Source organism: Dyadobacter sp. BE31, from assembly GCF_031457695.1.
GTDB lineage: Bacteria > Bacteroidota > Bacteroidia > Cytophagales > Spirosomataceae > Dyadobacter.
Map to the genome: position 1 here is coordinate 774,613 of NZ_JAVDXA010000002.1, position 14,372 is coordinate 788,984.

Annotated in this window: 10 protein-coding genes; 4 read left to right on the forward strand and 6 right to left on the reverse strand. The window is 53.7% G+C overall.

The window, feature by feature from the left end; translation table 11 throughout:
* The first annotated feature begins 125 nt into the window (after nucleotides 1-125).
* The 3 genes from J2Y43_RS11950 (at nucleotide 126) to J2Y43_RS11960 (ending at nucleotide 7,015) form a co-directional block, all read left to right on the forward strand.
* Entirely contained in the window at nucleotides 126-3,071 is a 2,946-nt protein-coding gene (locus J2Y43_RS11950) for a TonB-dependent receptor (protein WP_309982718.1), read from the forward strand.
* Between the two features lie 95 nt (nucleotides 3,072-3,166).
* Nucleotides 3,167-6,055, forward strand: a complete 2,889-nt coding sequence (locus J2Y43_RS11955; RefSeq protein ID WP_310226535.1) for a PQQ-dependent sugar dehydrogenase — start codon at nucleotides 3,167-3,169, stop codon at nucleotides 6,053-6,055.
* A gap of 18 nt (nucleotides 6,056-6,073) precedes the next feature.
* Complete coding sequence (locus J2Y43_RS11960) at nucleotides 6,074-7,015, forward strand: sugar phosphate isomerase/epimerase (RefSeq protein WP_309982722.1); 942 nt, start codon at nucleotides 6,074-6,076, stop codon at nucleotides 7,013-7,015.
* A gap of 78 nt (nucleotides 7,016-7,093) precedes the next feature.
* Here the strand turns inward: J2Y43_RS11960 and J2Y43_RS11965 are convergent, their stop codons facing one another.
* From J2Y43_RS11965 to J2Y43_RS11985, 5 genes are read right to left on the reverse strand one after another with little or no spacing between them, the layout of a single operon-like run.
* Nucleotides 7,094-8,812 (reverse strand): alpha-L-fucosidase, encoded by a 1,719-nt coding sequence (locus tag J2Y43_RS11965; RefSeq protein WP_309982724.1) that lies wholly within the window; start codon nucleotides 8,810-8,812, stop codon nucleotides 7,094-7,096.
* A gap of 39 nt (nucleotides 8,813-8,851) precedes the next feature.
* Nucleotides 8,852-10,108, reverse strand: coding sequence for an L-fucose:H+ symporter permease (fucP, locus tag J2Y43_RS11970; RefSeq protein WP_309982726.1), 1,257 nt, complete (start codon nucleotides 10,106-10,108; stop codon nucleotides 8,852-8,854).
* Entirely contained in the window at nucleotides 10,105-10,461 is a 357-nt protein-coding gene (locus J2Y43_RS11975; protein ID WP_309982728.1) for an L-rhamnose mutarotase, read from the reverse strand. The genes fucP and J2Y43_RS11975 overlap by 4 nt, the downstream gene beginning before the upstream one ends.
* Nucleotides 10,462-10,463: 2 nt before the next feature.
* On the reverse strand, nucleotides 10,464-11,228 hold the full coding sequence (locus J2Y43_RS11980) for an SDR family oxidoreductase (RefSeq protein WP_309982730.1): 765 nt from the start codon (nucleotides 11,226-11,228) through the stop codon (nucleotides 10,464-10,466).
* A 19-nt stretch (nucleotides 11,229-11,247) separates the two neighbouring features.
* The gene (locus J2Y43_RS11985) at nucleotides 11,248-12,474 is read right to left on the reverse strand and encodes an enolase C-terminal domain-like protein (RefSeq protein ID WP_309982732.1); all 1,227 of its coding nucleotides are present in this window, start codon (nucleotides 12,472-12,474) and stop codon (nucleotides 11,248-11,250) included.
* Nucleotides 12,475-12,754: 280 nt separating this feature from the next.
* Between J2Y43_RS11985 and J2Y43_RS11990 the strand changes: the two genes are divergently transcribed.
* Complete coding sequence (locus J2Y43_RS11990) at nucleotides 12,755-13,633, forward strand: AraC family transcriptional regulator (protein WP_309982734.1); 879 nt, start codon at nucleotides 12,755-12,757, stop codon at nucleotides 13,631-13,633.
* 93 nt (nucleotides 13,634-13,726) lie between these two features.
* On the opposite strand, the gene J2Y43_RS11995 is transcribed toward J2Y43_RS11990, so the two are convergent.
* Entirely contained in the window at nucleotides 13,727-14,317 is a 591-nt protein-coding gene (locus J2Y43_RS11995; RefSeq protein ID WP_309982736.1) for a hypothetical protein, read from the reverse strand.
* Nucleotides 14,318-14,372: the final 55 nt, after the last annotated feature.

A 14,372-nucleotide genomic window follows, 5' to 3' on the forward strand; every position in this document is an offset into this window, starting at 1 on the left:
TGCTACCAACATGCCCGACCCTCATGAATCCCCATATTTGTTTTCGACCGCAAATACTATCCGTCCAAAGAAGGATAACGGGGATTGTTTTATCAAAATCTAACCTCAATAAAACAGTCAAATGTATGAAAGAAGCTTTTAAGTTTCAATTTATTTTCAGAGTCATGCGGATATCGCTGTGCCAGTTTTTACTTGTGGGATTGTGGGCGCTTGGTACAGCCAAAGCGACGGATGGCCAGGCGCAGGCGCTTTTGTCCAAGAAAGTGACCGTGGATATCCAGGAGCAAGGCATTGAAAATGTGCTCGGAAATCTGGAAAAACAAGTGAACGGAAAATTCGTGTACAGCGCCAAAATGATCGGCAGCGATCGGAAGGTGAGTGTGAAGGCGACGCAAAAACCATTATATAAAGTACTGGATGAAACATTGAAACCGCTCGGGCTGCATTACCGGGTGACCGACAACCTGATCATCATCAGCCGGTCGGATAAATCGGCGGCTAGCCCGGCGACGAGCATCCGGAGCCGGGCCGCAGGGTACACGGTATCGGGGAAGATCACCGACGTCTCGGGCGAGACGCTCAGCGGCGTGACGGTGATACTGAGCTACAACAACCTCGGCGTCGTGACGGACATTAACGGAACGTACAGCTTCACCGACGTTCCCGACGGTAGCTATACGTTGAACGTGACGAGCATTGGTTTCACGGCTATTAAAAAGGAAATACAGGTAGCCGGCCAGGATGTACAGCTGAATATCGAGATGAAAGACGACATTCTGCAATTGCAGGAAATCGTCGTGACGGGCGGTAACCCGAAGAAAAAGATCGAAAGCAGTGTGGCAATCACCACAATCAATAATAAAGACATTCAAACCCGCGCGCCGTTGAACAGTACCGACCTTTTGAAAGCGATCCCAGGTCTGACGGTGGAAAGTACTGGTGGCGACGGGCCCGGCAACGTGTGGGTGCGCGGTTTCCCGCAGCAGGGCGGCTACATTTTCCTCGGGATCATGGAAGATGGCCTGCCGGTTTTACCGACGGGTTTCAACTCCATTCCTTCTGTGGATCAGTACTATAAAACCGATTTGACCATTAAAAACATCGAAGCGGTACGTGGTGGTAATGCGTCGATCGTAATGGCCAACACGCCGGGCGCGGTGATCAACAACCTGAGCTACACCGGCGCGGACAAGACTTACGGCAAGTTCAAAGCCACTACCGGTCTTTCACAAGGCCTCTACCGCCTCGATGGTAACGTCGGCGGAAAAGTAAGCGACCAGATCCGCTACAACATCGGCGGCTTTTTCCGCACCGACAAAGGCATTGTGCCTCCCGGCTACACAGCCAACCAGGGCGGTCAGTTGAAAGGCAATATGACTTTCAATTTCAAAAACCAGAAAGGCTTCGTGCGGGTTTATGGAAAGTATCTGAACGACAAGGTGCAATGGATGCTGACCAGCTTCTATCCTTACGACGGCACCGGCAAACCTACCAAATCCGGCAATTTCGACATGGTAACCCAGTCGCTGGCGACTATTGATACGAAATTCAGCTATACCGATGCCAACGGCGTGACGCGTAACTATGATTTCGCCGACGGTATTCACACCAAGCAAGGCTCGGGCGGTTTCCAGTTCAACTACCTGCTTGACAACGGTTGGGAAGTGAACAACAATTTCCGCTATCAGCACACCAACCGGACCGTGACAGCGGGTATCCCGGCCAGCATTATAACCTACAACGGATCGACACCTTACTATTACCTGGATGGCTCTGAGGCCGGTTTGAAAGCGGGAGACCGGATTGTGAATGTGACCGGCATCGGCCAGCAGGGTAAGGATGTGCAGATTGTGGATTATCTGGATTTTAAAAAGTCGATCAGCAACCATAATGTGGGCTTCGGTGTAGGTATTCACCAGTTTAACCGCAACGACGGGCCTAACTACAACTTCTCCTACCAGCAGGAGTTCAAAGAAAACCCTAAGAGATTGCTGACCTCGCCGACGGGTGCGAAAATCACGGCCACAAACCTGGCGACGGTCATTGGCGACACGCGTACATTGTCTGCCTACGCATCCGACGAGATCACATTGAACCCGAAATGGCGTCTCGACCTCGGTGCGCGCGTCGATAATCAGAATGTGGATGGTCGCCGTCCGTTCTACGCATTCAAAGCCGACGGCACGCCGGATTATACCAAGGGTGCAGGCCTGACGATCGCCGGTTACACCGATTATTCCGAAACAATCACTAACTGGGCGGCCACGGCGGGTTTGAACTACAAAATCAATAACCAGGCGGCACTCTTCGCACGCGCTACCCGTGCCTACAATGCGCCTACCATCGCGGATTACAACGCCACCGCGTACGATCCCGCGAAGATCAAGAAACGTCCTGTGTACCTGGGTGAAGTGGGGGTGAAGTATGCAAAAAACGACTTTTCACTGTTTGCTTCTGCCAGCTATTCCGCGATCAAGAATGTGTCGTTGTCCATCACCGTACCGACCATTTCCTCGGGTAACCAGGTTCTCGTTGCATTCGGCTCGACCCGTACTTACAGCGCCGAGTTCGAGGCATCCTACAAGCTGACGAAGGCCCTGAGCCTCCGCTGGACAGGTACCTTACAGGATTCGAAATACACCGATTATACGGCGAATACCAACACGAACTCGGCTATCATGGCGATCCTGGGCGATACCACTTACAGCTTTACAGGCAAGCGTACCGAGCGTGTCCCGGTTTTCAATACCGAACTGTCGGCCACTTACGACTACAAGAAGTTCAACATCTACCTGGCAGGGAACTACATCGGATCGCGTTTTACGTCTCCGAGCGACAGCTATAAACTGCCGGCCTATGTGCTCATGAAAGGTGGTGCGGGTTACAATTTTACCAAGGCGATCAATACCCGTTTCTGGGTAGATAACCTGCTCAATGCAAGAGTGTTGACGGAAGGTGATGTGCGCGGCGACCAGTTCCGCAACTTCGCCGCCGTGGAAAAAGGTACAATGATGCCGGGACGCACAATTCTCCCGAGGAGTTTTTGGCTCTCGTTGTCTTACGAGTTTTAATACTGATGGATGAAAAGGAGGGTGGGGGAGGAATCCCCTGCTTTCCGCTTTTGATGCGCATTCAATGAAAGTCATATATTAAATGGTTCACTTTGATGTACATATCTATGCTCAAACCTATCCCGCGCAAAAGCCTCATCTCTACGGTCCGCTGGTCGGCCAAGTTGATTACGGTCGCCGCCCTCGCTGCATTTACGATACAGGACACCGTCACCAAGCCTGACGAAAGCCGTTTTACGCCGGTGGTCCTGGCCGACAACCTCGACGAACCGATGGCATTCGAAGTGTTGCCCGACGGCAGTTCCTACATTATCGAGCGGAAAGGCGCTTTGAAAAAATACAATCCGTCGACGAAAACGACCGAGCTGATCACGACCATTCCGGTTAATACCAAGTATGTGAGCAAGGAAGGTGTTTCCCGTGAGGCGGAAGAAGGGTTAATGGGCATTACCCTAGACCCGAACTTTGCCAAAAACCACTGGATTTACCTCTACTACGCCCATCCGACCGAGAAAAAACACATTCTCGCCCGCTGGGACCTTGTGGATGACCAGCTCGTGGAAAGTACAAAGAAAGTGATGCTCGAAGTGACCACCCAGCGCGAAGTATGCTGCCACACCGGCGGCGGCATGACCTGGGATAAAGATGGTAACCTCTTCCTGACGGTCGGCAACAACACCGGTAACGACAAAGCCGCGCAAACCGACGAACGCCCCGGGCGCGAAAGCTGGGACGATCAGGGACATGCGGGTAATACCAATGATCTGAGAGGTAAAATCCTCCGCATTCACCCTGAGGCGGATGGTTCCTACACCATTCCGGAAGGTAACCTTTACCCGAAAGGCACCGCCAAAACCCGCCCGGAGATCTACTCAATGGGCCACCGCAACCCGTGGCGCATTTCGGTGGACAGTAAGACAGGCTACATTTACTGGGGCGAAGTGGGCCCCGATGCGAACGAGGATTCCGAGATCGGGCCAAGAGGGTACGACGAGCTGAACCAGGCGCGCAAGCCGGGTAACTTCGGCTGGCCGTGGTTTGTGGGTAACGATCAGGCCTTCCCGGTTTTTGATTATGCCAATAACAAACCGGGGGAGAAAAAGGACCCGAAAAATCTGGTGAATACTTCGCCGAACAATACCGGTTTGAAAGAGCTGTTCCCGACGGCGCCGAGCTTCATTTACTATCCTTATGGCGTGTCCGAGAAATTCCCGCTAGTCGGCTCAGGCTCGCGCAGCGCGACGGGCGGCCCGGTTTACCACCGTTCCGATTTCAAAGCACCTAAAAGACCCTGGCCGGCCTATTATGAGAACAAATGGATCGCCGCCGACTTCTCCCGCGGTTGGATCATGGCTATTACCATGAATGCACAGGGCGATTATGAATCGATGGAGCGTGTGCTGCCGAGCTATCACCCGGTACAACCGATCGATATCAAATTCGGGCCGGATGGCGATTTGTACATCCTCGAATACGGCAGCAACTGGTTCCGCAAAAGCGATAACTCGCGGCTGGTGCGTATCGAATACAACGGCGGCAACCGTAAACCGGTGGTAGCGGCGTCGGCAGAGAAAAAAGGCGGAACTGTGCCGTTTGAAACCGTTTTGTCCTCCAAAGGCACGAAGGATTTTGATAACGACGCATTGAAATACAGCTGGAAAGTAACCAGTCCGGGCATTGCTCCGAAGGTATTCGCTACCGAAAACCCGAAGGTGAAATTCGATAAGGCAGGCGTTTACACCGCCACGCTCACGGTGACCGACTCCAAAGGTGCCAGCAACAGCCAGTCCGTACGCATTATCGCGGGCAACGAGCCGCCGAAAGTGGCGATCAAACTGGATGGTAACAGCACATTTTTCTTTCCAAACAAACCTATCGGCTATGCGGTAGGCATTTCGGATAAGGAAGATGGCAGTACCGCCGACGGCAAAATCAAGGCCAATCAGGTAGCTGTGAGCATCGATTACACCGCGGAGGGCTTCGATTATGCGGAAGTTGCGCAAAGCCAGCGCAGTGTCGACGCTACCACGCAATTTGCCGTAGCTCAGGCCTTGATGAATAAAAGCGATTGCAAAGTGTGCCACCAGCCGAACACCAAATCGGTAGGGCCTTCATTTGCGGACGTTTCCAACAAATACAAAGCCGATCCCGGCGCGTTGGATAAGCTCGTGAAAAAGGTACGGGAAGGCGGATCGGGCGTTTGGGGCGAAGTAGCGATGGCCGCACACCCTGCACTTCCGGTGGCTGATGTGGAGGTTATCGTGAAATACATCCTCAACAGCACGGAAAAGACGCTTTCGACATTGCCTTTGGAAGGAAAATACACGCCGCAAATCCCGAAAACGGATAACGGCAAAGGTTCCGTGATTATCCGCGCGGCCTATACCGATCGGCCGGTTGGAACAACCAAATCTGTTCCGGCCCAAACCACCGAGGAAATGATCGTCCTTCGCAGCCCGGAACTGAATGCAGCCGAAGCGCCGGTTACAAAAGGTGTTGAAACCAAAGCATTGGGCGTGGCAGGGCAAGGTTTTGCCGTAGTCGCATTTGAAAACAGCTATATCGCATTCCCGTCCGTCGACCTCACCGGTATTGATTCCCTAGAATTGAATGCCGCTGCCCAGCAACGCGAAGGCAGCGTAGGAGGTACCATTGAAGTCCGCCTCGGCTCACCGACCGGAACGCTGATCGGCCAGCAAAAACTGGCCGTAGCCAAACCGGTGGACATGGCTAAAATGATGGCTGAATTGGAAAATGGCGCCAAAAAAGAAGCGGCTCCTGCTGCTGGCGGCTCTTCTACGGGAGCCGCTGCCGCTCCCAAAGCGCCTGCTGCGGCACCGCGTAACCGCTTCGCCCAGCCGCCGGTCCGCATTGGCCTGCAACCTACCACCGGCAAGCAGGATATCTACCTCGTATTCCGGAACGCAGACGCCAAGCCGATCGAGCCGCTGATGTCTTTTTCCAAAATCAAGTTTAAAAATTAACCTCAAACCAAGGAAATAATGCGTAAAAACATAAACAGAAGAGACTTCCTTACCCGCGCGGGCGCATTGGCTGCCGGTACTTTCATGCTGCCTTCGCTTGCCGAAGCGGCCCGTCAGGCAGGCGTAACGCTCGCAGAAAAGCCGGCCGGTATCCAGCTTTTTACGGTTTTTGAAAAAATGAATACCGACCCGAAAGGTACATTGGAGCAAATCGCCAAAATCGGGTACAAGGAAATCGAATCCGCATTCAGCACGCGGGGCAAGTACTATGGCTATGAGCCGAAGGAGTTCAAAGCATTGGTGGAAGGCCTCGGCATGACCTGGCGCGCGCACCACGCATTGGGCGCTCCCTTTAAAATGCCTCCCGGACGCAAGCTGCCCACCGGCTCCGACGGCAAGCCCATTACCATTCCGCCGATGAAAAACCTCCGCGACAATTATCAGGAATTGGTGGACGACGCGGCTTCGGCCGGCCTGAGCTACCTCGTATGCGCGAGCACGCCCGTAGGCACGACCGACGAGATCAAGAGCTCTATTGAAGTGTTTCAGAAAACCGGGGAAGCCGCGAAAAAGGCGGGCCTGCAATTCGCCTACCATAACCATGCTACCGAGTTCGACCCGGTGGACGGCGGTAAAACGCCTTATGAACTCGTGTTGTCCCAAACCGATAAGGACCTCGTGAAAATGGAGCTCGACCTGGCCTGGGCTACCAAAGCCAAAAAGGACCCCGTCGCGTTGTTCAAGGAGCATCCGGGCCGTTTCCCGCTCTGGCACGTGAAGGATATCAAAGCCGACCTTTCGACCATTACCGCCGTCGGAACCGGTGTAGTCGAGTTCAAGCGGATTTTTGAAGCTGCGCAAATCGCCGGGTTGAAATATTTCTTTGTGGAATACGATCTCGCACCGGGCATCGAAACCGTGGAAACTTGTTATAAAAACCTGCAAAAAATCCTGGCCTGACGGTTTCAGACCAGGATATCAAAGCACACGTTTCAATCAGAGACGTGTGCTTTTTTCATTCAGGGCCGGATGCCCCGGTTAGGGAGCCGGAGGGAATAGTTGAAACTCGTTCACTCCGAAATAGCCGTGGTAATCCTGAATAGCCAACCTGAATTTTTGCGCTTTCACAGGGGCTACGGTCTTGTCCCAATCACCCATTTTGGTGTCCTGCGCGAGTGAAACCCATTCATTTCCTTTTAAATACAACACCTCAAACTTCCTGATTTCCGATTGCCCGTATTTGGACTCGCCGAGCTTAATGCGGCCTACGGTCTCGGGCTTGCCCAGGTCCACTTCCAGCCAGCCGGTCGGTTCGTACAATGCCATAATTTCCGGCGACTGGTAATGCAGGTTCTTGCCATAATATTTCGAGAAATCGACGTCTTTACGGCGCCCGATCTTCCAGGCTGTTTTCGGATTGTCGTCAAATGCAGCAGCGGGATCGTGGTAGAACTGGCCCACCGCGCTCGAAGCCGTGGCTTTGTGTGCGTACGCGAGAGAGCCGGTGACGGGCAGAGGCACGGTCGGCGCGATGGTCGACGCGTCTTTGTCGAGTGTCAGTACGGCAACGGTGGCAACCGGGTCGATCTTTCCGGAAGGGTAGGTGAGGCTAATGCTCTTGTTGGTTTGGGTGAACTGAACCGGCGTGCCGTCCAGCAACTTCGCGCTTCGTATTTTGGCTGGAATGGCCGGTAATGCAAGTGTCGTTTTGCCCGCATTCAGCAAATGCACAAACACCTGTTTCCCGCGATAGGAGCTTACATAATCGGGTGCGGGAGTGAACACGCCACCTTTGGTATTGTAAATGGCGGTGTGATTTTGCGCAATCCAGTCGCCCATTTCGCGGGCCCTCGCAGCAAAATTGGCCGGGAACACGCCCGTGCTGTCGGGGCCGATGTTGAAGAGCAGGTTGCCATTTCCGCCCACACACCGGAGCAAGGTATGCACCGATTCCTTCAAATCGCGGGGCTTGTCGCCGAACCGCCACGCCCATTGGTGGCCCATGTTGGTGCAGGTCTCCCAGGGGACCTTACCATAGCCCGCTACGAAGCCCTCGGGAGTCGCATAGTCCGCATACTTGCCCACATAGGCGTGCGACTCATCGGGTGTAAATGGTTCGAGGCGGTTGTTGATGATGATTTCCGGTTGGAGCTTGCGCGCGAGGTCGTATACTTTTTTAGGTTCAACCGGCGTCGGCCAGCCTTCGTAATCGATCCAGAGCAGGCTGATCTTGCCGTAGTTGCTCAGCAGCTCGCGTACCTGTTCCAGTGCCCGTTCGGCAAACACGCCGTTGGTTTGCGGGTTACGGCAATCGGGGTCTTTCCAGTCGGCCACGGAAAAATACCAGCCGATGGGCATATTAGCCTCGTGCGCGGCCTGGGCGAGCTCTTTGCACACATCGCGGCCGAATGGCGTGTGCATGATGTTGTAGTTATTGGTTTTGGTGTCAAAAAGCGAGAAGCCGTCGTGATGCTTGGCGGTGAGTACCATGTATTTCATGCCCGAAGCCTTCGCAAGCGCCACCCATTCTTTGGCATTGAAGCGGGTAGGATTGAAGCCACGGTAAAGCGAGTCGTATTGAGCCTTGCCGTATCCTTCCCGCGACCAGCTGATTTCCTTGCCAATGCGTGAAACCGGTCCCCAGTGTATAAAAAGGCCCATTTTTGCATCTTGCCACCATTTCAGGCGCTGTGCTTTGGGTATTTCTGTTTGAGAGAATCCCGGCAGGACGAGTGCTGCCAATAGTAGTAATGTCAATAAGTTTTTTTTCATCATCCTAAAATTCAAATCCATGCTTTAAACCTGTGTTGTGCTTGCGTGCGCTATGACGTGGCCTGCGCGTGCATAATACACGAGGTAGGCGAAGCACAGCACAGGCACGACAAATGCTTTTTGTATTCCAAAACCATCGGACAGCAGTCCCATGACCGGTGGTATCACAGCCCCGCCTACGATGCTCATGATGATCAGCGAGGAGCCTGTTTTGGTATAAATCCCTAAATTTTTAATACTGAGCGTGAACAGGATAGGGTACATCACGGACGTGAATAACCCCACCAGCGACAATGCGTACACCGACACATAACCCGTACTCGTCATGGAAATGCCCACCAGTACCAGCGCCGCCACCGAGCAGAAGGCGAGGATCACTGGTGGATTGGCCTTGCGAAGCAAAAATGCCCCTGCCAGCCGTCCCGTGAGCACCAATGCCATATATAATGTGATAAATAATGCCGCACTTTGCTCGGTAAGCCGTGGAATGCCCGATGCCTTTGCGTAGCGGATCAAAAAACTCACGATGCCCACTTCGGCCCCGAGGTAGCAGAACACACCCAGCGCCCCGAGCACGGTATGGCGAAATTTCAGGATGTCGCGAATGCTGCCGGCGTGCCCGTCTTCGCCTTCTATTTTGGGTAGTTTAATAAAATACAACAGCATTCCGATCGCCAGGAACAACCCGCCGAGGCTCAGATAGGGCGTTTTGACGAGCTGGGCTTCGGCATTCAGATAACTGCCGAGCTGCACGGCGTCGAACCCGGCGACCGTCTCCGGAGTAACTTCCGTGGCATGCAGCAAAAAGCGGCTGCCTATGAAAGGCCCCAGCGTTGCACCCGCCGAGCCCACGGCCGAGGCGAGGCTTAGTCGGCTGGAAGCGCGTTCCGGATCACCGAGCACGGAAATGTAGGGTGTGGCGGTCACTTCCAGGAAGGTGAATCCGGCCGCCATGATGAACAATGCAGCCAGGAACAGCGGGTAATACCGGGTATCGGCAGCGGGGAAGAACAGGAACGCGCCCACCGCCGCGGTGAGGAGCCCGGTGACCATGCCCGCCTTGTAACCGAACCGGCCGATAAACTGCCCCACCGGCAATGCCAGCAGAAAATACCCGCCAAAAAACGCCGATTGCACCAGCGACGACTGGAAGTCGGAGAGCTGGCAGGCACGTTTCAAATGCGGTATCAGTACGTCGTTGATATTCCGGCTGAGGTTCCAGATAAACATCAGGCTCATCACGACCAGCAGCGGGACCACTACGGCTTTGCTGTTTTTCATTGCAAATGGTCGTTGAGTAAAAACACAGGTTTCATCGTGGCCCAATGCTCGTCGGCGGCGGCTTCGGGCAGTTTTTGCTGGAAAGTGCCCATCCACGCGGCCCATTCGCCCTGCCGGGGCAGAGTAGCCATTTTGTTGAATGCGGTTGGGAGATCGGTACTGTCGTCGTGCTCGACTATCATAAACAAATGCGGTCCGATGCGGTAGATCTGCATATCCGAAATACCCGCGTCGCGGATACCGGCCGGGATTTCGGGCCAGATGTTTCCGGGTTGGTGATAGTGCTCGTACGACGCGATGAGCTCGGCGTTGTCGACCAGGCCCAGGGCCATACAGGTTCTTTTTGTTGCCATATTTATCTTCTATAACCTAATTCGGCCCCGCCGCTCACGGGCATAATACACCCTGTTACAAACCGCGCCGCATCCGAAACGAGGAACACGGCCACATCGGCGATCACGTCACCTTCCGGGCAATGGCCCAGCGGATGGATGTCGTCGAGGTACTGCGCTATTTCGCCCGCATTCGGTTGCTCGCCTGCCCATTGCCGCAGCATGGGCGTCCACACGCCCGCAGGGCACACCGCATTCACGCGGATGCCCAGGGGAGCATAATCCAGTGCCATGGCCTTCGTCAGTGCGCTCATGCCGCCCTTGCTTGCCACATACGCGGCATGGTTGTCCTGGCCGATTTCGCCCACCATACTGCTCGTGTTGAGGATATTGCCCCGTGTTTGTCGGAGGTATTCCAGGCCGTATTTCGTGGTGTAGTAAACACTTTTCAGGTTGATATCGAAAAGGCTGTTCCACTCATCCTCCGAAGTTTCATGCAGCGGCTTCGATGGGCTGGCAATGCCGGCATTGTTGTGGATCACATGCAGGCTGCCGAATGCGGCTACCGTTTTTTCGATGGCGGTTTTGATATGCTCCTGTTGCCGCACGTCACCCGGTAGTACAAGCAACGCGTCGCTGCTGAACTGCGCTTTCAGCTCGTTCAATGCATTTTCATTACGGTCGAGCACGCTCACGCGGGCGCCTGCACGGAGGTAGGCGGTTACGCACTCGCGCCCGATGCCCGAGGCCCCGCCGGTGATGAATATCGTTTTATTGATCAGATTCATAATGCTGTTCCTGTTTGCGTCAGTCTTTCAAATCGCTGCTGCTGCCGGGCACTTGCGGTACCTGATAATAGCCGCCGGTAATCTCCGCGGGTTGTACAAAATACGGCCGCAAATGGGGAATATGCTCCAAAAACAAATGCTCGTGCCCCATACCGATGTGGTTGAACAGCACCAGGTGCTGGTGGATCTGCCCCATATCACCCACATGCGGCACCACGGGAACGCCCATTTGGCGCGCTAACAGGCTGATCGTGAGGAATTCCGACACGCCGCCGACGCGCACTGCATCGACCTGGCAGAAATCCATTGCCTTGGCCTGTAAAAAGTTTTTGAAAATCACTTTGTTAGGAATATGCTCGCCCGTAGCCACCTTGAAAGGGGCAATAGCACGTGCTATGGCCTGGTGGCCGATCACATCGTCAGGATGCGTGGGCTCTTCAATCCAGAAAGGGTTAATGTCACCAAGCTTTTCACACACATACAATGCCTGCGGCAGGTTCCATTTCTGGTTGGCATCGACCATAATGGTCGCGGTGTCGCCGGCGGTCTGGCGGATGAGCGCCGCCCGGCGGATATCGCGCCCGGGATCGTCGGACCCCACTTTGAGTTTCATGGCATTGAAACCGTTGTCCATCGCCTTGCGCGTATTTGCGACGATCTTTTCATCCGGATAGTTGAACCAGCCTACCGATGTGTCGTAACCCTTGTAACCCGTCGAAAGTACGCCGGTACGTTCGTTCCTGGCAGGCAATTGGTTTTCGAGCAATGCAATGGCCTGGTCGCGGGTGAGGACTTCTTCGAAATAGCTGAGATCGAGCGTGTTCACAAGCTGTGCGGGCGTGAGATCGAGCAGAAGCTGCCACAACGGTACCTGCCGCGATTTAGCCCAGAGGTCATAACACGCATTCACGACGGCCGCCAATGCAAGGTGTATCACGCCCTTGTGAGGCCCGAGCCAGCGAAGAGAGGGCGAATCGGCGATCCGCCGGTATTCATTACCGAAGTCGGCCATCAGTTCTTCGATTTCCCGGCCTTTCAATGCGACAGAAATGTAATCAATGGCTTTGCAAACCAGATCGGTGCCTGCGCCGAGAGTGAATGCCAGGCCAATGCCCGTCACAGGGGAATCGGTACGCAGGCAGCAAACGGCGTAGGCATATTGCGGCGTGGTGTGCGTAGCGTCCGAGCCGACGCCGTCGGGGAGATTGAACCGCTTGTCTTTTATTTCAATGGAGGTAATGTACATGTTTTGCGGGATGTCAATATGATACCAGTGTTGATTTGGGTTGACCTGGCTGGTAACGCGAAATGGTAAAAGCTTGTGATAGTGTTTAAAAGGGATACTTATCGGTGTTTTATTTTAATATAATGTTAAAAATGGTTTGGAGAATTTGGATGTCAATATTTTGCTTACTTGGTTTGCTGCTGAATTTGTACAAAATTATGCGTGATAAGTCCTGTAAGTTAATGGCGGATTGATAACTTGTAGTACTATGTTTGCGTAACTTTTTTAAGCTCCCTAACCTATGAAAGCGACCTACACCTTGCTGCCGGAATTTGCGCCCTCGCAGAAGCCATTTGTGGTCAAGAAGATCGTGAGACCGTACTTTTCGACCGATTTTCATTTCCATAAGGAATGCCAGCTGGTGTATGTGGTTTCCGGCTCGGGCACCCGCATTATCGGCCATTCGATCGAGCGGTTTGAGGAAGGCGACCTCACGTTCGTCGGCCCGAATGTGCCCCACGTCTGGTACAGCGAATCCAAACCGGACGAACCGGCTTCCGAAGCCATTTCACTGGCGCTTTACATTAATCCCGAGCTTATCTGCGAGCATTTGAGTGCGCTCACGGACACCCAGGAGTTGAGACAATTTTTCAGAGAGTCGGAGCGGGGGATCCGTATTTGCGGGGAGAAAAAGGAGCTCATTATCCATATTTTAAAGCAAATGCACGCGCAGCAGAACCGCCATGTGGGCATGCTGGCGTCGTTCCTGCAAATTCTCGATCAACTGGTCGACCCGGAGGAGCTCGTTTGGCTCAACCTCCCGGACCCTATGGCCAACTACACGAGCCAGACCTCCGGCCGCGTGCCGAAGCTGATGCATTTCATCCAGCAGAATTTCAAGGAAGATATTACCCTGCAACAGGCCGCGTCGGTAGCGGGTTTGCAGCTGCACTCTTTTTGCCGCTTTTTCAAAACGCTGACCAACCGTACCTTCTCCGATTTCCTCAATGAGGTGCGTATCGGGTTTGCCTGCAAGCTATTGCAGCAATCGGATTTGCCTGTAACGCAAATCGCGCTGGAATGCGGTTATACCAATATTTCCTATTTCAACCGGTGCTTTAAGAAGATCAATAAAATGTCGCCGAAGGTGTACCGGAGTGCCATTGTGGCTAAAAACTAAGCTACCCGCCAGAAGTTGACGGGTAGCTGTAAACGCTATTCGGAACATTGTCAGGCCGTTCGGCCCCCGGCTCACGCCGACTGAGCATTGATATTAGAGCGCCGAGCTAACGAGGCTTACGATGCTGCCCAGTTGCTTCGACGATGCCGCTGCCGCCAATTTGGCTGCCGGGCCCTTCTTGTCTAGTCCGGAAACAGTTTTGGTAGCTTCGCCCAGCAATCCGTTCAGTTTGGTTTCGTTGGAACCGCCCAAAATAGAGCTTCCCGCCTTGATCAGCCCGAGACTGCTTGTAAGTCCTGCCGCGTTGCCCAACAGACCCGATTCGCCTTTTCCGAGCAATCCGCTGATACGATTGGCGCCGATCAGCATTTTTACGGCGTTAACTACCTTGCCCAGCGTACCACCCGAGAGCTTGCCCGACGAAGCCAGCGGGATCATGCTTTTGAGGTCGCCCGCCTTGCCCAGCAGCTTGTCTTTCAGGCTGCCGTCGGAGGATTTGGCCTCTTTTTCCAAAGCAGAAACCCCCTGGGTAAGCGCATCAGCCGTCCCGGCTTTGTCCCCTTTTTGTGTCAGTGATACTGCCTTGTCGAGCAGGCTTTCGACCGAAAGGCCTTGTGCAAATGCATTGGATGCTCCTGCAAACAGAAATAATGTGGCTGCGAGCGAAAAGAGGAAACGTTTCATAGTGGTTTTAATAACAGATGTGTTTAAATGGGCGGCAAAATAGGCAAAAAAACAT

Excerpts from the sequence above, each read along its gene's own strand:
- J2Y43_RS11950 (WP_309982718.1), top strand. The coding sequence starts at position 126 with ATGAAAGAAGCTTTTAAGTTTCAATTTATTTTCAGAGTCATGCGGATA.
- J2Y43_RS11955 (WP_310226535.1), top strand. The coding sequence starts at position 3,167 with ATGTACATATCTATGCTCAAACCTATCCCGCGCAAAAGCCTCATCTCT.
- J2Y43_RS11960 (WP_309982722.1), top strand. The coding sequence starts at position 6,074 with ATGCGTAAAAACATAAACAGAAGAGACTTCCTTACCCGCGCGGGCGCA.
- fucP (WP_309982726.1), bottom strand. The coding sequence starts at position 10,108 with ATGAAAAACAGCAAAGCCGTAGTGGTCCCGCTGCTGGTCGTGATGAGC.
- J2Y43_RS11975 (WP_309982728.1), bottom strand. The coding sequence starts at position 10,461 with ATGGCAACAAAAAGAACCTGTATGGCCCTGGGCCTGGTCGACAACGCC.
- J2Y43_RS11980 (WP_309982730.1), bottom strand. The coding sequence starts at position 11,228 with ATGAATCTGATCAATAAAACGATATTCATCACCGGCGGGGCCTCGGGC.
- J2Y43_RS11985 (WP_309982732.1), bottom strand. The coding sequence starts at position 12,474 with ATGTACATTACCTCCATTGAAATAAAAGACAAGCGGTTCAATCTCCCC.
- J2Y43_RS11990 (WP_309982734.1), top strand. The coding sequence starts at position 12,755 with ATGAAAGCGACCTACACCTTGCTGCCGGAATTTGCGCCCTCGCAGAAG.
- J2Y43_RS11995 (WP_309982736.1), bottom strand. The coding sequence starts at position 14,317 with ATGAAACGTTTCCTCTTTTCGCTCGCAGCCACATTATTTCTGTTTGCA.